The organism is Mesorhizobium sp. M0239, assembly GCF_040321815.1.
Classification (GTDB): domain Bacteria; phylum Pseudomonadota; class Alphaproteobacteria; order Rhizobiales; family Rhizobiaceae; genus Mesorhizobium.
Window position 1 is genome coordinate 88,441 of the sequence record NZ_JAMYSG010000015.1, and the last position, 21,452, is coordinate 109,892.

Consider the following 21,452-nt stretch of genomic DNA (forward strand, 5'->3'; position numbering starts at 1 on the left):
TACTTGTACCATACAGCGCGAGCATTCGCCTGCTCAAGCAGAAGATCACGCTATTGTACTTTAGCACGAAGGAATATGCGGCATTCCGGAGCTCAATGCTGTAATTCCGCGCATTTTCACAACCTGTGGAAACTTAACATGTTTTGTATGCACGCAGGAGAATCTGTCTTTCTGTTCTTTTGTATGCGCGCGAGATCAACTGTCTGCTTTGGGCATAGGCCGGCGGACCTTGAGACCGAATCAGGCAACCGCTCAGCCCGATGCCGTTGCGCATCAGATTTTCACAAGCCCCGCCCGGGACCAGAACCTTAGCCGGCATGTCGGGCCGACCGCGGGAACACCGCTGGTCAGCCGGCTGCGTTGTCGGCTGCCGTCCTGATCGCCTGGATGTTCTGACGATAAGCCTCGACGCTGCCGCCTTTGAAGATGGCGGCGCCCGCCACCAGCACGTCGGCGCCGGCAGCGGTGACCAGCGGCGCGGTCTCGGCTGAAACACCGCCGTCGATCTCGATGCGGATCGGCCGGCCGCCGATCAGGGCCTTGACCCGCTTCACCTTGTCGACGACCGCCGGGATGAAGGCCTGGCCGCCGAAGCCCGGATTGACGGTCATGATCAGGATCAGGTCGAGCCGGTCGAGCACGTATTCGACCACGCTTTCCGGCGTCGCCGGATTGAGCGACACACCGGCCTTCTTGCCAAGGTTCCTGATGGTCTGCAGCGAGCGGTCGAGATGCGGGCCGGCCTCGGCATGGACGGTCAAACCGTCGCAGCCGGCCTCGGCGAAAGCGGCCAGATAGGGGTCGGCCGGGGCAATCATCAGATGGCAGTCGAAGAAGGCCTTGGTGCGGTTGCGGATCGCCTTGATCACCGGCGGGCCAAAGGTGATGTTGGGCACGAAATGCCCGTCCATCACATCGAGATGGATCCAGTCGGCGCCTGCCGCCGCCACCGCTTCGACCTCATCGCCGAGTTTGGAAAAATCCGACGCCAGCACCGATGGTGCAATCAGGGTCTTTCTGCTCATGGGTGCGGCCTTTCCGAGTGTCCTTCTCGTTCGGCCACCCTATCGACTGCCTAATGCGCCACAGCCGACTTGTCGAGGGTGCAGGCGCGGGCACCGCGCAGGCTGACGTGCCAGCATCCCCGATCACGTGCGGCCAATTCCCGCTTGCCCCCACAGCTACGAAGAAAAACCCGCCGAATTGCTCCGGCGGGTTTCTGGTTTCGTGTCGAGCAGTGGTTATTGCTGCTGGAGTTTCAGGATTCTGTCTGGAACCGGATCCTGTTGCTGTTCGACCTGCGGCCTGCGCCGTGGCAATACCTGCTGCAGCAGCAGGCCGGGGTTGAGCTCCAGCGACGGTTGTCCGCGGACGGGCCGGCAGTTCGGATAGCGCCCGATCGTGCCTTCCGGGCAGCGCCGCCTGATGATCGGCTGGCATTGGCCATTGATCATCTGCGAGCCCGGTGCGCATTCCACCTCCTGTCTGGGCTTGCGGCATGCGCCGTTGATCACCTGCGTCCCACGCGGACAGACACACTCGCCACGCTTGTTGTGGACCTGGCCGCGTATGTCGCATTGCTCTTGCGCCGGCTGCTTGCGCCGGCAGGCATTGCCCCGCACCTCGGTACCCCTCGGGCAGACACAATTGCCGTTGGTGTCGTGGACCTGACCACGGATGGTGCACTGGTCAGGCTTTGGCCGGATCGGACGACAGGCGCCGTTGCGCACCTCGGTCCCTCTCGGGCAGACGCAGTCTCCATCCGCGTCGTGAACCTGACCACGGATCGTGCACTGCTCAGGCTTTGGCTGGATCGGGCGGCAGGCATTGCCCCTGATCTCGGTTCCCCTGGGGCAGACACAATCGCCATCCGCATTGTGGACCTGGCCACGGATGGTGCACTGCTCGGGCTTGTCGGTCCTGACACATCTGCCGTTCTCGAGCCCGGTTCCGCGTGGGCAGACGCAACGGCCGTCCTCGGTGCGGATCTGGCCTTCGAGCAGCACACAGCGCTTCGGCTGTTCCGGCTTCGGCACGATACCACCGCCCGGCGAGCACTGGCCGTTGCGGTAGGTGGTGCCTTCCGGGCAAACGCAGCGGCCGGCATCGTTCATGACGAAGCCTTGCGAGCATTCCTTCTTCGTCTCCTGGCCAATGGTGAAGGGATGGCAGGCATAGGCCTTGCCGCGATCGCCCTCGATGTTGGCCTGGTCGTCGGAAAGCACGTCGCCACCGCCTTGCACCCGTGTGTCGGGAGAGAGCACGCCGACGCAGTTCTGGCCGCTGACATTGCCCTGCAGATTGGCCAGGCGACCGTCGTCGGGAATGACCACGGTGACATGGTGCACCCGGCTTTCGCCGGCGCCGAGCGACAAATTGGCAATGCAGGATAGTGGCAAGATTGCCGGTTCCGGCGAACAGCCAAAGGGCGGATCGATCGACGTGATCTCAACGCCTTCCAGCCTGCCGAGACCCTCCACGCCGATCGCATCGCCAATGCGGACCGGCCCGGAGAAGGGGGTCGTTCCGTCATTGGTGATGGTGATCTCGAACGAACAGGGTTGGCCGAGCCTGCATTCACGGTCGCCGGTCTTTTCGACACGGATGGTCGAAGAACCGCCGCCCTTGGCGCAGGCCTGGCCAAAGGGATAGACGACGTCGTCGCCCGGTGCCGGCCCATAGGAGCCGCGCGCGCAGTTTTCGAACGCGCCATTGGCCGAGACCGTCACGTCGAAGTGGCGGCTGGTTCCAGGTACCATGACGGCACCGGGAATCTGGCACGACAGCGCGTTGGCCGGAACCGGTCCACACGCCCATTCCGCACCGTCAGGGGTGACGGTTTGGATCTGGACAGGCGCGCCGCCGGCAACCAGCGTGGCGGCATCGTTGACCCGCACCGGGCCGGTGGGGGCAGCGGTGCCAAGGCTGATGACGGTGATGCGGCAAGAGATGACCGCAGCGCCGGCGAGCGAGCCGTTGCACACCTTGGTGATGCGCAAGGTCGGCTTGCCGCCATTGGGATGACGGAAGCGTTCCTTTGCGCAGGCCTTGTTGTTGGTGAGATCGTTTTCACCGGGGATGGGCTTCACCGTCGCGCAATTCTCGACAGTGTCCGACTGGTAGCCGGCCGGCATGACCGCCTTGACGACGATCGGCGTCGAGCCGCCCGGAGGCAGCGAGATGCCCGCATTGTCGCAGCGGAACAGCCCGGGGCCGGTTGGTGCGCAGGTCCATGGCGGGCTCGGGCCGAAGGTCGAGGAGGCTGGCGCGCCGCCGGGATAATTGTCGATGACCGTCAGCGGTCCATTGTAGGTGGCGCTGCCGTTGTTGATGATGTCGATCACGAAGTAGCAGATGCCGTCGGCCGTGCAGACCGGGATACGGGCACGCTTCTTCAGGATCAGGTCGACCTTCTTTTCGACCGGCGGCCGGCAGTCGCGGTCACGGTCGCCACGTCGGCAGACCGGGATCGAGGCACAACCGCGGTCGTTCGACTGGCTGCCGAACAGTGGCTTGTCGCTGGCGCCGTAATTATAGGTGGCGCAGTTGCGCAAGACGCTGCCTTGCCAGCCTCCGGCCGGCTTGAAGCCGAGCTTGAGGTCGACGGAGGCCCCCGGATTGAGCGTGGTCACCGGATGGGTGCAAATCATAGGGGTGGTGCCGGGTACGCAGACCCAGGGCGGATTGGGCCCTGAATCGAGTGTCGAGCCGGCCGGCAGCGTCACCTCGTCGAGCACGATCTTGCCGTGGTAGGCACTGGTGCCGACATTGGTGACCCTGATGGTGAAGTCGCAGCCGCCGCCCATCGTGCAACGCGTCACGTCGGCGCGTTTCTCAACCTTGAGGTCGGGCTCCTTGTCCTTGGGCGGGCACCTCTGGTCACGCGGGATGACGATGTCGATGGTCTGCGTGCAGCACAGGCCCCAGCCTTCCTTCGGACCGGCATAGGTTTCGATGCCGGTGACGATGAGGTGGATGACGTCGCCGGGCGATGCGCCGACGATCTTCCAGTTGAGCACACCGCCGCCCGCCGGCACCAGTTGCGTGTCGGGGATGATGGTGATGCCTGATGTGGTCGTCGAAACCTGCACCCATTTGCCGCCCATCTCCGGGCCGACCGGCATGTGGTAGATGAAGGCACCGCCGCCGGGCACGCAATCGACCGTGCCGCGTTCCACCTTGAAGCATTCCTTGCCGGGAGGTGGCGGCGGTGGGTTGCACTTGGTGACGTCGATCTTGATCGAGGTCTTCACGCCGGTCTTGAAATCGCCGTCGTCGGGCTTGCTCGGATCCTGCGACGGGATGATGGTCCCGGTGCCCGGTCCGGCGGTCACCTTGATCATCCCCTGGTTGTCGACGATCGTCGGCGCGGGAAATGCCGCATGATCGATCTTGGCCGTGATCTTGAAGTTGATGACGCGCTCGTTGGGAGCGCCGGCGCCGTCGAGATCGGAAGTGGAGATGCGGAAGTCTGAAACAACAGCGGTATCGTTGGGACCCGCCGAGGTGCTGATCGTCGCGCCCGGCAGTGGTCCGCCGGATGAATCCGTGCCGTCGCCGGACACATTGACGTTGACGATCTCAAGGCCGTGCGGAAGCTGGTCCTTGAAGTCGACCCGGACCTTCTTCAGCCTGGCCTCAAGGCTCGGGTCGGCAAGGCCCTGCGGATCGCCGCGCAGGCCGAAGCTCAGCGAATAGACGACGTAGTCGCAGCCTCGTTGAGTGCCTTTCTTGGTGAAGAAGGGCACGACCCGGTCGGGCCTCGGAGTGATGACGCGCGAACTGTCGAGATCGAGCTTCAGCTCCGGGGTGATCGGGGCAGCGCCTTCCGCAAAGCCTTGCACCGGGGTTAGCATGGCGACCGCGATACCGGCCGCCATCAGCCAGCGCGCGCCGCGCCTGGCGTATGACAGGGGTTTCATGATCGTCTCCACGATGGTTTCTTGAGTGTTGGTTGCGAATGGGGAGAGTGCGAGATTTTTCATCTTCCCCTCCTCAACGTTCGCAGCTGACGGCTGGGGTTCGGAGCGGCAAGATCATCTTGCAGCAAGGGTAGTAGCCACCCTTGTCCTTGTCGGACTTCCTGTAGAAGCAAAGTCCAACATCCACTCTGTCGCCCGGATAGTGGCCAGTAATGTCGATCGTGTAAGGCTGGCCGGGCGCATGCGACTGGGATGATGTCACCCCGACGCCTGGCGTCCTGGACTTTGTCTCATTCGAAGGTTGGGCCTTTATCGAATCGCCGCCGAAGCCGGCACGGTCATGGAGATAGAGATCGGCCTGGAGGCCGCGAGGCGTACAGTAATACCTGATATCCTCGACATGGATGCACGGAGGCAGATTGCCGGGCGGTGGGAAGTCCGGCGGGTAGAAGGGGGGCAGGTAGCCGCCCGGGATTTCTTCATAATAGCCGGCGCGGCCCTCGCAAGGATGCCAGACGGCAACGTCGCCGACATGACCCTCGACCTCCGGGTCTTCGAAATAGCCGTCGAAGTCGACGAACCAGGAGCCGAAGGGCGGCACATTAGCCGGCTTGACCAGCTCTTTCGGCGTGATCTGCACGCCGTGCACGGCGAGCGGCCCGCCGGCGGCGAGCTGTTCGGCGAGAGCCGGATTGTCGCGCAATTTGTCGCCGGTGTTGACCAGCGTCTGCGTGCAGACCGATGTGTCGAGAGTGCCGTCGGAATCATAGCCATACTGCAGGTCGAGACCGCCGGCCGACTGCCGGTTGCCCTGCGGGAAGCCGACCGCATATTCCTGCGGCACTTCGACCCAGACCGATTCCGTTTCCGGATCGTCCGGGTTCTCTCTGAAGTAGCGGATGACCTCGCCCTTGCCGGAATCGGCGAACTGGCTGTAATCGTAGCGGTTCTCGACCGGGCCGCGCTGGGCCAGGTACATGAAGCCGCTGTTGTCGAAGGCGATGTCGGTAACGGCGTAGTCCTTGTCGGCCTTGACCGTCAGTTCCCAACGCGGGTCGCCGGCAAAACTGCCGTTGCGGGCAATGCCCACCGACCAGATTTCAGACTTTTCACCGACCGAATAATAAAGCCGGCCGCCATGATAGGAGACGGCCCAGATGCGGCGCTCGTCCTGCGTGTAGCCCCAGCTGTCGGGGTCTTCGCTGTCGAAAGCCGCACCCTGTATGTCCATCACCGAACCATCGTCGGCGATCGGAGCTAGCCCATGCGCCGGGCGCCCGGCAACGCCGTGGTCGAAGCTGTCGATCAGCGTACCGGTGGCATCGATGCGATGGATCAGGCCGGTGTCGAGATCGGAAGCGAAGAACTGGCGATGAGCGGCGTCGAAGGTGAGATTGCCGATACCGGGACCGCTGTTGGTGTCGATGTCGGCAAACTTGGAGACCTGGCCGGTGATGCCGTCGATTTTCCAGATGGTGCCCGGCCCGCCACCGTTTTCGGTGCCGAACTGGCCGTCCATGAAGGTGGCGCCGGCCGCGCCGCGGCGTTGCCGCTCGGGGCGGCCGTCATCATCGGCGTCAAGGGTGACGATACGGATGCCGTGCAGCGAGGTGGCGCCGGCATAGAGATTGGGAATGCCCGATGGAACGCCGTCGCGCACGCCGTCATCATAGGTGACGCCGAACACCTGGCCGATCTGCTCCGCCGTCACCTCGAGGGGCGGCGGGGTGTTGACCAGTTGCCCGGAGGCCGGGCCGCCCAGATGCGAGACGTCGAACACGCGCAAGGTGGCGCGCGTGGTGTCGATGAAGGTTTCGTCGACCGGATCGACGCCGGGCGGCAGGCCCCCTTTTTCGGAATCAGGGGGGTCGAAATTGGGAATGACGGTGCCGGAAAACCCGGTCACCGCCATCGAACCGGGATAGATGATCCGGGTTTCCTGCGCCTGGGCGGCGCCCAGCCACAGGCCGAGTGCCAGCGCCAGCAACCCGCCTGGATGCACAGCGCGGCGCAAGCCGCCATCAAGAGACGACACGAACGAGCCGCGGATGCGAGACATGACACTACCCCCCGTAGTCGACGGGAGAACGTCGGGTCTGGCCGCGCAAATCAGGGCAAGGCGCGGCGGTCCGGCTCGTTCTTCCCTGATCGAATTGTCTGCTTTCCTCAAAATCACGATACGCCTGCTCTTACGCAGGGTCAACGGAATCAGCGGAAAGCCCAGCGCATCGACCTCGTCCCGAAGGCGGTGGTCGCGCCGAGCTCCTGTTGTTCCCGGAGACCGCAGAGCCTCTGGGTTATTGGTCATGGGGGGCTTCCTTTCCGGGCCGCACCATGCGGCACCTGGAGATCAGTCGCGGGCGGAAGTGGAAAGGTTCATGGAAGCCTTGCGCAGAATGCTTGCGCGCGATGCCGCCTGTTCTTATATACGCGCCAAGCCGTTCGGCGCCGGAATGCCGGTTGCCGGAACGGGATTTCTTGTGAACAGGGGCTTTCGTCGGAACGCCTGTACGGGTCCTGAGAGCCTGCTTAGCGGAGAGACTAGAAAAATGGCAAAAGTAATCGGTATCGATCTCGGCACCACCAACTCCTGCATCGCCATCATGGATGGCAAGGAGCCGAAGGTAATCGAGAATGCGGAAGGCGCGCGCACGACGCCTTCCATCGTCGCCATCTCGGGCGACGACGAACGTCTGGTCGGCCAGCCGGCCAAGCGCCAGGCGGTCACCAATCCTGAAAACACCATCTTCGCGGTCAAGCGCCTGATCGGCCGCCGCTATGACGATCCGGTGACGGAGAAGGACAAGAAGCTTGTCCCCTACAAGATCGTCAAGGGCGACAATGGCGATGCCTGGGTCGAGGCCGGCGGCAGGAAGCAGTCGCCCTCGCAGATCTCGGCCATGATCCTGCAGAAGATGAAGGAGACGGCGGAAGCCTATCTCGGCGAAAAGGTCGAGAAGGCGGTCATCACCGTTCCAGCCTATTTCAACGACGCCCAGCGCCAGGCGACCAAGGACGCCGGCAAGATCGCCGGCCTTGAAGTGCTGCGCATCATCAACGAGCCGACCGCGGCAGCGCTTGCCTATGGCCTCGACAAGAAGGAAGGCAAGACCATTGCCGTCTATGACCTTGGCGGCGGCACGTTCGATATTTCGGTGCTCGAAATCGGCGACGGCGTGTTCGAGGTCAAGTCGACCAATGGCGACACCTTCCTCGGCGGCGAGGATTTCGACATGCGCCTGGTCGAATACCTGGCGGCCGAGTTCAAGAAGGAACAGGGTATCGACCTGAAGAACGACAAGCTTGCCCTGCAGCGCCTCAAGGAGGCGGCTGAAAAGGCCAAGATCGAGCTGTCGTCGACCACCCAGACCGAGATCAACCTGCCCTTCATCACCGCCGACGCGACCGGGCCGAAGCACCTGACGCTGAAGCTGACGCGCGCCAAGTTCGAGCAGCTGGTCGACGACCTGGTCCAGCGCACGATTGCCCCTTGCAAGGCGGCGCTCAAGGATGCCGGCCTGAAGGCCGGCGAGATCGACGAAGTCGTCCTGGTCGGCGGCATGACCCGCATGCCCAAGATCCAGGAGATCGTGAAGCAGTTCTTCGGCAAGGAGCCGCACAAGGGCGTCAATCCGGATGAAGTCGTTGCTCTCGGCGCCGCCATCCAGGCCGGCGTGCTGCAGGGCGACGTCAAGGACGTGCTGTTGCTCGACGTGACGCCGCTGTCGCTCGGCATCGAGACGCTGGGTGGCGTGTTCACCCGCCTGATCGAGCGCAACACGACGATCCCGACCAAGAAGAGCCAGGTGTTCTCGACGGCCGAGGACTCACAGTCGGCCGTGACCATCCGGGTCTTCCAGGGTGAGCGTGAAATGGCCGCCGACAACAAGGCGCTCGGCCAGTTCGACCTGGTCGGCATTCCGCCGGCGCCGCGCGGCGTGCCGCAGATCGAGGTCACCTTCGATATCGACGCCAACGGCATCGTCAACGTTTCGGCCAAGGACAAGGGCACCGGCAAGGAGCACCAGATCCGCATCCAGGCATCGGGCGGTCTTTCGGACGCCGACATCGAGAAGATGGTCAAGGACGCCGAGGCCAATGCCGAGACCGACAAGAAGCGGCGTGCGCTGGTCGAGGCCCGCAACCAGGCCGAAGCGCTGCTGCATTCCTCGGAGAAGTCGCTGAAGGAATATGGCGACAAGGTTTCGGAAGGCGAGCGCACGGCGATCTCCGACGCGATCGCGGCGCTTAAGACCGCGACCGAAGGCGACGACCCGGCCGACATCGAAGCCAAGAGCCAGGCGCTTGCCGAGGCTTCGATGAAGCTTGGCCAGGCCATGTACGAGGCTTCGCAGAAGGAAGCGGCGGAAGCCGACGCCAAGGCGGACGCCGCCAAGGACAGTGACGTTGTGGACGCCGATTTCGAGGAAATCGACGAGGACGACGACAAGAAGAAGTCGGCCTGAACCGTTTGACGGCAAGATAAAGCGAAAAGCCCGGCGAAGGCCGGGCTTTTTTGCAACCCCTTGCAGAAAAACAGCTGGCCTTGCTGAAAAAATGCAGGCAAGGCCGCGTCGACACTGGCATCGCCCTTCCATCGCACCTAAATCGAAGCGTCAGTGCCGGCAAGAGACGCAACAATGCTTCAAGACGTTGAGCATCCGGACAGCGGGAAAAAATGAAAGCTGATTTCTACGAGACGCTGGGCGTCCAAAAAGGCGCCGACGAGAAGGAGCTCAAGAGCGCTTTCCGCAAGCTCGCCATGCAGTTCCATCCCGACCGCAACCCCGGCGATCATTCCTGCGAGCACAAGTTCAAGGAAATCAACGAAGCCTACGAGACGCTGAAGGACCCGCAGAAGCGCGCGGCCTATGACCGCTTCGGCCACGCCGCCTTCGAACAGGGCGGAATGAATGGCGGCGCGCAAGGTTTCGGCGCCGGCGGTTTCGCCGATATCTTCGAGGACATCTTCGGCGACATGATGGGCGGGCGCCAGCGCCGCTCGTCGGGCGGCCGCGAGCGCGGCGCCGACCTGCGTTATAACATGGAAATCACCCTGGAAGAGGCTTTTGCCGGCAAGACCGCGCAGATCCGGGTGCCGGCGTCGATCTCCTGCTCCGAATGTTCGGGCAGCGGCGCCAAGCCCGGCACCCAGCCTGTCACCTGCTCGATGTGCAACGGCCACGGCAAGGTGCGCGCCACGCAAGGGTTCTTTTCGATCGAGCGGACCTGCCCGCAATGCCAGGGGCGCGGCCAGACGATCAAGGATCCGTGCCCGAAATGCGCCGGCCAGGGCCGCGTCACCGAGGAGCGTTCGCTGTCGGTCAACATCCCGGCCGGCATCGAGGACGGCACCCGCATCCGTCTTGCCAATGAGGGCGAAGCCGGCCTGCGCGGCGGGCCATCGGGCGATCTCTATATTTTCCTGGCGGTCAAACCGCACGAGTTCTTCCAACGCGACGGCGCCGACCTGTATTGCAAGGTGCCGATCTCGATGACCACAGCCGCCCTTGGCGGCTCCTTCGAGGTGACGACGCTGGACGGGACGCAGACCAAGGTCAAGGTGACCGAAGGCACGCAGAACGGGCGCCAGTTCCGCCTCAAGGGCAAGGGCATGCCTGTGCTGCGCCAGCCCAATATCGGCGACCTCTACATCCAGACCGCGGTCGAGACGCCGCAGAACCTCACCCGCCGCCAGCGCGAACTGCTGGAGGAGTTCGAACAGCTCTCCTCGCAGGACAATTCGCCACAATCGAGCGGCTTTTTCGCCCGCATGAAGGATTTCTTCGAGTCGTTCGGCGAACGTTGATGCACTTTGGCCCGCCTAAGCCGATTTGCAACGCGTAAATCCTTGAATCTCGTCACCCCTTGAGACGCGACGAAAATTATCTTATCCACGACATGCGTCCGGCCGCGCCTTGCCTAGCACCGCTCAGGTGCTAAGTAACTTGCGGGGAGCGCTGAGGAGAGCTTGCATGACACGTGGCCCTGGACTGCGGAAGGCGCTTGTCGAAAAGTTCGACGACGAACTCAAATTCTTCAAGGGCTGGATCGACAAGCCGAAGGCGGTTGGTTCGATCGTGCCGACCAGTTCGGTCACCGCGCGCAAGATGGCCTCGATCGTCAATCCTAAATCCGGCCTGCCGGTGCTCGAGGTCGGTCCCGGTACCGGCGTCATCACCCGCGCCATCCTGGCCCAGGGCGTGCGGCCCGAGAACCTCTACGCAGTCGAGTATTCCACGGATTTCGTCCGTCACCTGCGGCGACTCTATCCCGGCGTCAACGTCATCGAGGGCGACGCCTTCAACCTCAACGCCACGCTTGGCGACAAGAGCGGGATGATCTTCGATTCCGTCGTTTCCGGCGTGCCGCTGCTCAACTTCCCGGTCGCCCAGCGCATTGCCTATATCGAAAGCCTGCTCGACCGCATCCCGGCCGGACGGCCGATCGTGCAGCTGACCTACGGCCCGATGTCGCCGATCCCGGCCGGCCGTGGCAATTATACGGTCAAGCATTTCGATTTCATCCTCCGCAACATCCCGCCGACCCAGCTGTGGATCTACCGCCGCGAAGCGCATTAATTTCTCGGCGCAGGGTTGTTCGCGGATCGCCAGTGCTCACCGCATACCTTGGCGATGGCGGGAACGTCCCTCGCTTCGTCATCCACGGGCGGAGCAAGGAGCGCAGCGACGCAGCGCAGACCCGAGGATCCATGCCGCGACTTCCGAGCGCCGCTACGGCGCAGAATTCTGTTCCGCTGCACTCCTGGATAGCTGTCACGGAATGGATTCCAGGGTCTCCACGACGGAGCTTCGCTCCTGCTTCGCCCAAGGATGACGAAGTTGGCGTTGATTTGCTCGATCCTTGGCTGTACCTGTCCGGGAACAAGGGTGGCCAATGGCAGTGATCCCGAAAATCCTCGTCTTCGCCGGCTCGGTTCGCAGCGGCGCCTATAGCGGCAGGACCGCCGACGTGGCGCAGAAGGAACTCGCCATGCAGGGCGCCGAGGTGACCCGCATCTCGCTTGCCGACTACCCCCTGCCGATCATGGACGAGGATTTGGAAAAGGAAAAAGGCGTTCCTGAAAACGCCCAGAAACTTGGCCGTCTGGTGATCGCCCATGACGGGCTGCTGATCGCCACGCCCGAATATAACGGCTCCATTCCGCCGCTGCTCAAGAACACGATCGACTGGGTGAGCCGGGTGCGCAGGGATGGCGGCCGGCCGGTGAGGCCGCTGGCCGGCAAGGTCGCCGGCCTATGTTCGTCCTCCAGCGGGCACTTTGCCGGCATCCGCTGCATCAACCATCTGCGCGCGGTGCTGGTGCGCTGCCAGATGGAGGTGGTGACGCCGGAATGCTCGGTGCCCGACGGCGGCGGCGCCTTCGACGAGGATGGAAACTTCCGTGACGAAAGACTGCACAAATCGATGGAGCACCTATGCCGCACCCTGATCGAAACCTCGCGCATGCTGTCCACCCGGATCGAGGCGTGATCGCAACGACGATGCAGGCACAATCCATACAGGCACGATCCATGCAGGAAAGACTGATAGTCGGCCTCGATGTCCCGACCGTGAGGGAGGCCGAGCAGGCGGTGCGCGAACTCGACGGCGTCGTCTCCTTCTACAAGATCGGCTACCAGCTTGCCTTCGCCGGCGGGCTCGATTTCGCCAGGGAACTGGCCAGCGGCGGCACCAAGGTTTTCCTCGACATGAAGCTGCTCGACATCGACCACACGGTGGCCAAGGGCGTCGAGAACATCGTCAAGATGGGCATGACCATGCTGACCATCCACGCCTATCCCAAAGCGATGGCGGCGGCGGTGGAAGCAGCGCGCGGCAGCAATCTTTGCCTGCTTGCCGTCAGCGTGCTGACCTCGATGGACGAGCAGGACATGATCGACGTCGGCTATGAGTACGACCCGCATACGCTGGTGCTGCGGCGCTCGGAACAGGCGCTGCATGCCGGCATGGGGGGCATCGTCTGCTCGGCCGCGGAAGCCGAAGCGGTGCGCCGCATCGTCGGCCCCGACATGGCGGTGGTGACGCCCGGCATCCGGCCGACGGGCAGCGATCATGGCGACCAGAAGCGCGTGGTGACGCCGGGCCAGGCGATCCGCAACGGCGCCAGCCATCTCGTCGTCGGCAGGCCTATCATTGCTGCGGCCAACAAACGGGAAGCGGCCGAAGCCATCCTCGACGAGATGCGCTCGGCCTGAGATTTCCAAGAACAAGTTCGGAGACCAAGAAAATGCCCAAGGGATACTGGATCGCCCGTGTCGATGTGCGCGACGCGGAAGGCTACAAGGACTACGTCGCCGCCGCCAAGCCTGCCTTCGAGCGCTTCGGCGCGAAGTTCCTGGCGCGCGGCGGAGAGCATGAAAAGGCCGAAGGCCCCGGCCGGGCACGCAATGTCATCATAGAGTTCGAATCGCTCGCCGCCGCGCATGATTGCTACCATTCGCCGGAATACCAGCGCGCCGTCGCCATCCGTCAGAAGGTCGCCGACGGCGAGATCGTTCTGGTCGAGGGCGCCTAAAATCCGCCTCGAGCAGTTTTGACGAATCGCGGGTGTGACGGACGGCATACCTTGGCGATTGCCGCAAACGCCCAGCGCCTTCGTCATCCACGGGCGAAGCAAGGAGCGTAGCGACGCAGCGCAGACCCGAGGATCCATGCCGCGACTTCAAAGCGTTGCAGCGGTGTAGAATTCTGCTCCGCTGCATTCTTCGGCCAAGGTCGCGGCATGGATCCCAGAGTCTCCGCGACGGAGCTTCGCTCCTGCTTCGCCCTAGGATGACGAAGTTGGGAGGCTTCGGCCAATCTCGAACGCTTAGGATGGTCCACCAACGAACGATGAAATCTCGGCCGTCGATAGGCATCCTGTCAAATCCCTGCTGCAGCGCTAGTAGCAGGACTTCAGACGAAATCCTGCAGGTTTACGTCCGCAGTTTGGCGCCGCTAAGCAGGGCTCCGACATCAGGTACATGGCCGGGGCGGCCCATCGCGCAATCAACGTCCGAGTCCGAATAGCCGCATCCAGTCTTGCGATGCGGGGCGAACTGTAGGTTGACATGCAGGTATTTACCTGCATATTATGCCTTACAACAGAGTGAGGCAGATGGACGCCGACAAGGTTTTCAAAGCGCTGGGCGACCCGACACGCAGAAGGCTGCTTGACCTTCTGTGCCAGCAGAACGGGCAGACGCTCGGTCAGCTTTGCGAAAACCTGGACATGGCCAGGCAATCCGCCACCCAGCACCTCGATCTGCTGGAGGCGGCCAATCTGGTGAGCACGGTCAAGCGCGGCCGCGAAAAGCTGCATTTCATCAATCCCGTGCCCTTGCACGAAGTCTACGAGCGCTGGGTACGGAAATTCGAACGGCAGCGGCTCAGCCTGCTGCACGACCTGAAGCAAGAACTCGAAGGAGAAGACCAATGACCAGGGAAACGACCAGCTTTGTCTACGTGACCTATATCCGCTCGACGCCGCAGAAGGTGTTCGAGGCCATAATCAAGCCCGATGTCGCAAAGCGCTACTGGGGTCACGAGAACGTCTCCGAATGGACGCCGGGCTCGAAATGGGAGCATATCCGCGCCAATGACGAACGGACCGTCGAACTCGTCGGCAATGTCGTCGAGGTTTCGCCGCCGACCCGCCTCGTCATCACCTGGGCGAACGCTTCGCAGGCCGACGATCCGTCAAAAACGAGCCGGGTGACGTTCGCCATCGAGGAATACGACACCATGGTGCGGCTGACCGTCAGCCATGACGAACTCGAAGCCGGCAGCGGCATGGCGAAAGGCGTCAGCCAGGGCTGGCCGGCGGTGCTGTCGAGCATGAAATCCTTCCTCGAAACCGGCAGCGGCATCGACATTTTCGCCAAGCCGAAATCAGCCCTGATCGCCGCGGGAGAATAACGATGACCAAGCGCTATACCGGCGGCTGCGCATGCGGCGCGATCCGTTACGAAACCAATGACGAGCCGATCTTCCAGAACCACTGCCAGTGCAGCGATTGCCAGAAGCGCTCAGGCACCGGCCACGGATCCTACCTGACCTTCGGCCAGCGCACCGATATGGCAATTACCGGGGAGGTGAGCACCTGGCGCGTGGCGGGCGCCAGCGGCAATGAAAAAATCCACACCTTCTGTCCAACCTGCGGAACGCCGGTCTTTTTGATATCCGTCGCCATGCCGGAATTCATAGCGGTCCACGCGGCCAGCCTCGACGATCCGGAACAGTTCAGCCCGCAGATGGTGACCTACACGAGCCACGGCCATGCCTGGGACAAGATGGATCCGTCCTTGCAGGCGGCCGAGCGAATGCCTGGCGGGTAGCGTCTGCTGGTTAGCCCGCCGACACAAGGCGCACAGCTATCGGTCGACACCGGTCAGCCGGCTGGCGGCGGTTTCGGCCATGGCGTCGGCCAGCTCGAGGCCCCATTGCTGGCGGCAATAGGCGCGAAAATCGAAGCAGGGCAGGCCGGGGCAGACCTCGAACTCGATGAGGTGGACGGTGTCGTCGGCCTCGACCCTGAGATCGATGGAAAACACATCGCGCAGGCCGAGCCCGCTCATCAGCCGCCCGGCGATCGCACGTATCGTGGCGTCGGCGGCCGGCTGGCTGTCGGCAACCGCAACGAGCTCCGGTTCGGCGTAATGTCCCTCCGCCTTCGCTGCCTCGCCGGTGTCGCCGTAGAGCGCCAGGCTGTCCGCCATGGTCTGGAAATCGGCGCCTGAATCGACAAAAGCCACGCCAAGCGCTTCGACCCCGGCGCCTGGCACCAGGCCGAGGAAACTGGCGCGCACGTTGCGGCCGGCGACATAGGGCTGGACGACGACATCGTCGCGATAGGCCGAAAAGACGCGCCGGCTGAGTTCCAAAGCGTGGGCGAGATCGCAACAGCGCGAATCCGGCCAGATGCCGATCTTGGCGCCGAGCCGGTTGGGCTTGACGAACCAGCCGGCGGGCGAGGCCGGCGGCTCGACCAGCCATTGGCCGTCGCGCGCAAGCCCGGCCTGCGGCACCGGCAGGCCGAGTGCGCCGAGCACGGCGCCGGAGCGGAACTTGTCCTGGCAGAGCGCGAACAGCGCATCATCTGCGCCGATCGTCTTGAAACCGCCCAATCGCGCCAGAGCGGGCGCCGCGCCGCCGCGAAAATAGGCGATGCCGTCGGTCAGCGTCCAGACCAGCGTTGTGCTGGGATGCTCGCCGGCGAGCACGCCGGTGGCCTCGTCCAGCGCCACCGGCGTGAACGACAGGCCGCGTGCCTGGCAGGCACGGCCAAGCACGTCGAATTCGGGGGCGAGGTCGGTCGACTGCGCCAGATAGGACGCGATTTCGCCGGCGCGCTGCGGTGCATGACCGTCGGCGACCAGACGGTCCAGGCAGGCCTTTTCCGGCTCATGGACGAGGATCAGTTTCGGCTTGCGGCTGGGCATGAGATGACGATCCCCGGCAGTAGGATTGCCTACCATCGCATGGTCAAGGCGTCAGGCTCTCGTGAAACCGACATGGCGCGGGCGGTTGCGTGACAACGCACCGTCCAACCGCAGAATCCAGTTCGCTCAGGCGATCAGCACGCGCGGCTCGAAGCGGCCGTTGACGGGAATGTCGAGCAGAAAGGTCATGCCGCCCTGCAGATCCAGCAGACGCTGCTTCTCATCCTTGCCCGACCAGGCGGAGGTGACCGCCAGCCGGTCGGCCTTGGCGCGGACAAAGGCCGGGCAGGACGGTTGCGTCACCGGCATGGCGACCGTGCGGACGAGCTTGCCGTCGGGTCCGTAGGCTTCGATGACGCTGCCGCCCCAGACGGCGTTCCACAGGATGCCGTCGCGGTCGAGCACGGACCCGTCGATATAGCCCTTGGCCGAGCGGTGATCGACGAACAGCTTTGGCTCACCGGCAGGCAGGCCGGTCGCCGGGTCGCAGGCGACGCGCATCAGCAGCCCGGTCGAGGTGTCGGTGTAGTAGGCGATTGCGCCATCCTCGGTAAAACAGATCGAATTGGAGACGGTGATGTCCGAAAACAGCCGGCGCAGTTCGCCTCTGAAAAACCAGTAGATCGAACCCGCACCCTTTTCCTCGCCCTTGCCCATGGTGCCCATCCACAAGGCGCCGCAGGGGTGGACCCGGGAATCGTTGGAGCGCGTAACCGGATTGCCGGCCTCGACAGGCGTGTGCAGCGTCAGTTTGCCGGTCGCGACGTCGCGCACATAAAGGCCGGTCTCGGCGGCGATAAGCTGGCGCTTGTCGTCGATGACGGCGATGGCGCTCGCCATCTGGCCAAGCTCATGGACGGTGGTCGCGCCGCCGGACAGCCGCTTTTCCAGGAGCTGGCTGTTGACGATGTCGAACCAATACAGCGTATCGGTGGCGGGATCGTAGCTCGGCCCTTCGCCGAGCTGGCAGACGTGGTCGGAAAAAACCGAAACGATCGCTTCGCTCATCCTGCTTCTCCGAACGCCGCATCCCAGGCTGTCACCGCCGCCTCGGCCCGCGCGGCCACCTCGTCGACGCTCATGCCCGGCTTGAACAGGCTGGATCCCAGTCCAAAGGCGGTAACGCCGGCCGCCTTGTAGCCGGCAAAATCTTTTTCGGAGACGCCGCCGACGGCACCGACCAGCGTCTGCGCCGGCAACACAGCGCGCATCGCTGAAATGCCGCCGGCACCCAGCACGCTCGCCGGGAAAAATTTCAGGGCTGAGGCGCCGAGCTTGATCGCCAGCAAGGCTTCGGTCGGCGTGAACACGCCGGGCATCGTCACCATGCCGTAATGCATGGCGCGCGCCATGACCTCGGCATCGATGTTGGGACTGACCAGCAGCCGCCCGCCCGCCTTGTGCAGACCATCGACATCGGCTGGCGTCAGCACTGTGCCGGCGCCGACCAGCGCCGTTTTCGGCAGCACTTGGACGATGCGGGCGATCGACGAGAACGGTTGCGGTGAGTTCAGCGGCACTTCGATCGCCTCGATGCCGGCGTCGAACAGCGCCTGGCCCATGGCCATCGCCTCGGTGGGCTTGAGCCCGCGAAGGATGGCGACCAGCCCGCGCTTGAGTTTTGGAAACGGTGCGGTCTGGCTCATCGGGCTGCTCCAATTCTAGCGATCATGCCGTTCTCACGCGCCGCCTCGACGAGACCTGCACGCACAGCCTCGTCGGCGTCGACGGCCCGAACCTCGAGGCCGGCAAGGCCAAGTGCCTCGCTGTACAGCGTTTCCAGCGCGCCGGACGCAATCAGCACCACGGGTTCGGCGCCGGCGCCATGCCGGCGGCTGGCGGAGGCGATCTCGCCGCCGATCAGAAGGCCGGACAGGCAGGCGGCGGCATCGTCGGCTTTCAAGTCCTGCAGCAGGCCGGCGGCGCGGATGGAAAACAGCCGCGAGGTGACATCGCCGCCTTCACCCAATGCGGTTTCGCACCAGCGGCGGAAGAACGGATTGTCCGATGTGACGGGCTTCGGATGTTCGCCGAGCGAATGGCGCAGGATCGAATGCGCGGCAAGCACGGAAAACAGCTCACCGGTCGGCCAGGTGCCGAAGCCGGCAACCGCGCCATCCTCTATCAGCACCCATTTCGAATGGGTACCGGGCATGCAGACCAGCTGGCGCCCCCTGGCCGGCAGGCCGGCGCCGGCGAGCTGGGTTTCCTCGCCGCGCATGACGTCGGGCGTATCGGTCAGCCGCTGGGCAAGACCCGGAACGATGCGGATGTCGCGGCTCTGGCCGGGCACGCTGGCGGCACCAGCAAGGATGGCGCTAAGCGGCGCCGGCACGGTGACATAGGGCGCTTCGAGCCAGCCCTGGCGGGATCCGGCCATGCCGCAGATGATGACGGGCAACGCTTGCGGCGCTCCCATGGCTGCCAGATGTCCTTCGAGAATGGTCGAAAAGCCCTTCTGCTGCGCCGTGATCAGGCCATCATCGCCACGGCGTTCGGCAAGCACCTTGCCTTGCCCGTCGATCAGCCAAACCCGCATGCGGGTCGTGCCCCAGTCGACGGCGGCGACCGCCGGTGCGTTGCCGGCAAACCCTTGGCTCACAGGAAACCTCCATCGACGACCAGCATCTGCGCGGTCAGCATGCGCGACGAATCCGAAGCGAGGAACAGCACGGTGCCGACGATGTCGTCGGGCTGCATCACCTGCTTGATACATTGCTTGGCGACATGGGCGGCAAGCCCCTGTTCGGTCACCCAGAGCTCCTTCTGCCGCTCGGTGATCACCCAGCCAGGCGCAATGGCGTTGACGCGGATGCCGTCGACACCGAGCTTGCCGGCCAGCCCCTTGGTCAGGCCGAGGATACCGGCCTTGGCGGCCGTGTAGGATGGCATGTCAGGGTGGTTGATGAGATAGGATGTCGAGGTGAAGTTGATGATCGAACCGCCGCCGGCCCGCTTCATGCCCGGCGCCACCGCTTGCGCGGTGAAGAAATGCGGCCGCAGATTGATGGCTTGGTTGTTGTCCCAGAACTCGACCGTCACATCCTCGACGGCGTGGCGTTCATCCCAGGCGGCATTGTTGACCAGCACGGTGACATCGCCATGCGCCTCGGCGGCCTTCGCGGCGGACGCACGCAGAGCCTCGACGTCGCGCAAATCGGTCTTGAGATAGAGCGGCCGCTTGCCGAACGCCTTCTCGATGCGGTCGGCGAGGGCCGTGCTTGGGCCGTCGGCGATGTCGATGAAGGCGACATTGGCGCCCTGGCGCACAAACCCCTCGGTCAGTGCAGCACCTATTCCGGAACCGCCGCCGGTGATCAGCACCGAGGCTCCTTCGAGGTCGGCAAAATGCGCCGATGGCATCATCGTTCCTGTCTCCCAGCGCATGACCCCGAAAATCGGATCGATTTTCGGAAAGGGATCATGCGCAAAATGTAAATTGCTACAGCGTCCTTTGCGCGTCCAAAAGGACGCGCGGCTCTGTAGGGTGACCGGCGCGCATCCTAGCCGCGCAAGGCGCGCGGGCAAGGGCGAAAGACCGGATTTCTGGGCTTATGTCCGACAAAACGACAATGCGCCGCACCGGATGCGCACAGCGGCAGCACCAGGATTGCGGATCACGGGGATCGCCGGTCAGATCGCCTTGGCGCGCAGGGCGCCGCGGAAGGAATCACGGAGATAGCCGAGCGTGGCGTCGGCATCGACGGGCTTGCCGAACAGATAGCCTTGCCCGCCGGCACAGCCGAACTGGACGAGGCGGTCGGCCTGCGCTTCCTGCTCGATGCCTTCGGCGACGACGTCCATGCCGAGCCCCTCGCACATTGCGAGAATAGCCCGGATGATGTGCTCCGAGGGACGGTCGTCGAGAATGGAGGAGACGAAGGCGCGATCGATCTTGAGCTTGTCGAAATGGAATTCGCGCAGACGGCCGAGCGAGGACTGGCCGGTGCCGAAATCGTCGAGCGAGACGCGGATGCCGACGCGGCGCAGATCCTCGACGATCTGCGCCGCAGAGGCCGGGTCGTTCATCAGGCCGGTCTCGGTGATCTCGATCTCCAGCCGCCGCGGATCGAAGCCGGTGCGATCGAGGATCGCCAGTATGTGCAGGCCGGTGTTCTGGTCGACGAGCTGCGAGGGCGACAGGTTGAAGGACAGGAACAGATCCTTCGGCCAGCTTCTGGCGGCCTCGGTCGCCTTGCGCAGCACCAGCTGCGACAACGGGCCGATGATGCCACGCTCCTCGGCGATGGGAATGAAGACGGTCGGCGGCACGGAACCCAGGTCGCGATCCGTCCAGCGCGCCAGCGTCTCGAAGCCGATGGTGCGGCGCGTGTTGAGGTCGACGATGGGCTGGAAATGCGGCTCCACCTCGCCGGCCGAGACAGCCCGGCGCAGCGCCTGTTCGATGCGGGTGACGCGCTTGGCCGCTTCTTCCATCTCACGGGTGTAGACGACGACGCGGCCACGGCCGGAACGCTTGGCGTGATAGAGCGCCGTCTCGGCCTTGTTGATGAGGATCTCGGTGGTCTCGTCGCCCGAATAGAACAGCGAGCAGCCGACCGAGGCCGAAAGCCTGGCGGTGCGTTCGCCGACATCATAGGGCGCCGACAGGATCTCGATCAGCATGCGGGACTTTTCGGCCGCTGCATCCTCGCTGAACACCAGGGGATAGAGAAAGGCGAATTCGTCGGCGCCGATGCGGCAGACCGTGGAATGGCCGTCCATCGAGGCGCGCAGCCGCATCGCGACCTGGATCAGGATGTCGTCGCCGGCCTTGTGGCCGAACAGATCGTTGATCGGCTTGAAGCCGTCGAGGTCGAGAATGCCGACGGTAAAGGGCGCGGGATCGTCGGCACGATCGGCGATCAGCCGATCGACCTTGTCGAAGAAGCGGCGATGGTTGCCAAGCCCGGTCAACGGATCGGTGAATGCCAGATCCGTGCTCTCCCTGTTTGCCTGACCGGTGCCAAACGAAGTTTGCATCGGTGTCCCTGTTTTGTGACGTCGGAATTTATTTTCAGACTGGCAGCAAACCCTTTAGGAAACGTATCGCGAGATCGATTTTCCACGGGCAACCGCGACTGTT

Annotated in this window: 18 protein-coding genes; 9 read left to right on the top strand and 9 right to left on the bottom strand. The window is 63.8% G+C overall.

Annotated elements, in window-relative coordinates; genetic code table 11:
• Positions 1-347: 347 nt before the first annotated feature.
• From rpe to NKI99_RS17510, 3 genes are all read right to left on the bottom strand, one after another.
• Entirely contained in the window at positions 348-1,025 is a 678-nt protein-coding gene (rpe, locus tag NKI99_RS17500; RefSeq protein ID WP_023810869.1) for a ribulose-phosphate 3-epimerase, read from the bottom strand.
• A 216-nt stretch (positions 1,026-1,241) separates the two neighbouring features.
• The gene (locus NKI99_RS17505; protein ID WP_352611530.1) at positions 1,242-4,985 is read right to left on the bottom strand and encodes a DUF7929 domain-containing protein; all 3,744 of its coding nucleotides are present in this window, start codon (positions 4,983-4,985) and stop codon (positions 1,242-1,244) included.
• Positions 4,986-4,995: 10 nt separating this feature from the next.
• On the bottom strand, positions 4,996-6,981 hold the full coding sequence (locus NKI99_RS17510) for a hypothetical protein (protein WP_352611531.1): 1,986 nt from the start codon (positions 6,979-6,981) through the stop codon (positions 4,996-4,998).
• Between the two features lie 490 nt (positions 6,982-7,471).
• Between NKI99_RS17510 and dnaK the strand changes: the two genes are divergently transcribed.
• The 9 genes from dnaK (at position 7,472) to NKI99_RS17555 (ending at position 15,262) form a co-directional block, all read left to right on the top strand.
• Positions 7,472-9,388: a molecular chaperone DnaK gene (gene dnaK / locus NKI99_RS17515; RefSeq protein WP_023810872.1), complete on the top strand. Its 1,917-nt coding sequence runs from the start codon at positions 7,472-7,474 to the stop codon at positions 9,386-9,388.
• 212 nt (positions 9,389-9,600) lie between these two features.
• Positions 9,601-10,731 carry a molecular chaperone DnaJ gene (dnaJ, locus tag NKI99_RS17520; RefSeq protein ID WP_023810873.1) on the top strand — a complete coding sequence of 377 codons (1,131 nt, stop codon included), beginning with the start codon at positions 9,601-9,603 and terminating at the stop codon, positions 10,729-10,731.
• 166 nt (positions 10,732-10,897) lie between these two features.
• Positions 10,898-11,503: a phospholipid N-methyltransferase PmtA gene (gene pmtA, locus NKI99_RS17525; RefSeq protein ID WP_128305147.1), complete on the top strand. Its 606-nt coding sequence runs from the start codon at positions 10,898-10,900 to the stop codon at positions 11,501-11,503.
• A 316-nt stretch (positions 11,504-11,819) separates the two neighbouring features.
• Positions 11,820-12,416 carry an NADPH-dependent FMN reductase gene (locus NKI99_RS17530; RefSeq protein ID WP_023814188.1) on the top strand — a complete coding sequence of 199 codons (597 nt, stop codon included), beginning with the start codon at positions 11,820-11,822 and terminating at the stop codon, positions 12,414-12,416.
• Between the two features lie 11 nt (positions 12,417-12,427).
• Positions 12,428-13,141, top strand: a complete 714-nt coding sequence (gene pyrF, locus NKI99_RS17535; protein WP_352611568.1) for an orotidine-5'-phosphate decarboxylase — start codon at positions 12,428-12,430, stop codon at positions 13,139-13,141.
• Positions 13,142-13,173: 32 nt separating this feature from the next.
• The gene (locus NKI99_RS17540; protein WP_023762651.1) at positions 13,174-13,461 is read left to right on the top strand and encodes a DUF1330 domain-containing protein; all 288 of its coding nucleotides are present in this window, start codon (positions 13,174-13,176) and stop codon (positions 13,459-13,461) included.
• Between the two features lie 582 nt (positions 13,462-14,043).
• Complete coding sequence (locus NKI99_RS17545; RefSeq protein WP_128305148.1) at positions 14,044-14,364, top strand: ArsR/SmtB family transcription factor; 321 nt, start codon at positions 14,044-14,046, stop codon at positions 14,362-14,364.
• Entirely contained in the window at positions 14,361-14,843 is a 483-nt protein-coding gene (locus tag NKI99_RS17550; protein ID WP_128305149.1) for an SRPBCC family protein, read from the top strand. Before NKI99_RS17545 ends, NKI99_RS17550 begins: the two co-directional genes overlap by 4 nt.
• A gap of 2 nt (positions 14,844-14,845) precedes the next feature.
• Positions 14,846-15,262, top strand: a complete 417-nt coding sequence (locus tag NKI99_RS17555) for a GFA family protein (RefSeq protein ID WP_128305150.1) — start codon at positions 14,846-14,848, stop codon at positions 15,260-15,262.
• A gap of 36 nt (positions 15,263-15,298) precedes the next feature.
• Here the strand turns inward: NKI99_RS17555 and NKI99_RS17560 are convergent, their stop codons facing one another.
• From NKI99_RS17560 to NKI99_RS17585, 6 genes are all read right to left on the bottom strand, one after another.
• Positions 15,299-16,366 (bottom strand): D-alanine--D-alanine ligase family protein, encoded by a 1,068-nt coding sequence (locus NKI99_RS17560; RefSeq protein WP_352442621.1) that lies wholly within the window; start codon positions 16,364-16,366, stop codon positions 15,299-15,301.
• A gap of 126 nt (positions 16,367-16,492) precedes the next feature.
• Entirely contained in the window at positions 16,493-17,374 is an 882-nt protein-coding gene (locus NKI99_RS17565) for an SMP-30/gluconolactonase/LRE family protein (RefSeq protein WP_352442622.1), read from the bottom strand.
• Positions 17,371-18,012 (bottom strand): 2-dehydro-3-deoxy-6-phosphogalactonate aldolase, encoded by a 642-nt coding sequence (locus NKI99_RS17570; RefSeq protein WP_352442623.1) that lies wholly within the window; start codon positions 18,010-18,012, stop codon positions 17,371-17,373. Before NKI99_RS17570 ends, NKI99_RS17565 begins: the two co-directional genes overlap by 4 nt.
• A complete protein-coding gene (locus tag NKI99_RS17575) occupies positions 18,009-18,968 on the bottom strand; it encodes a 2-dehydro-3-deoxygalactonokinase (RefSeq protein ID WP_352611532.1) in 960 nt (319 codons plus the stop codon). The genes NKI99_RS17570 and NKI99_RS17575 overlap by 4 nt, the downstream gene beginning before the upstream one ends.
• A complete protein-coding gene (locus NKI99_RS17580) occupies positions 18,965-19,732 on the bottom strand; it encodes an SDR family NAD(P)-dependent oxidoreductase (protein ID WP_352611533.1) in 768 nt (255 codons plus the stop codon). The genes NKI99_RS17575 and NKI99_RS17580 overlap by 4 nt, the downstream gene beginning before the upstream one ends.
• A gap of 267 nt (positions 19,733-19,999) precedes the next feature.
• Positions 20,000-21,349, bottom strand: coding sequence for a putative bifunctional diguanylate cyclase/phosphodiesterase (locus tag NKI99_RS17585; RefSeq protein ID WP_023814197.1), 1,350 nt, complete (start codon positions 21,347-21,349; stop codon positions 20,000-20,002).
• Between the last annotated feature and the right edge of the window lie 103 nt (positions 21,350-21,452).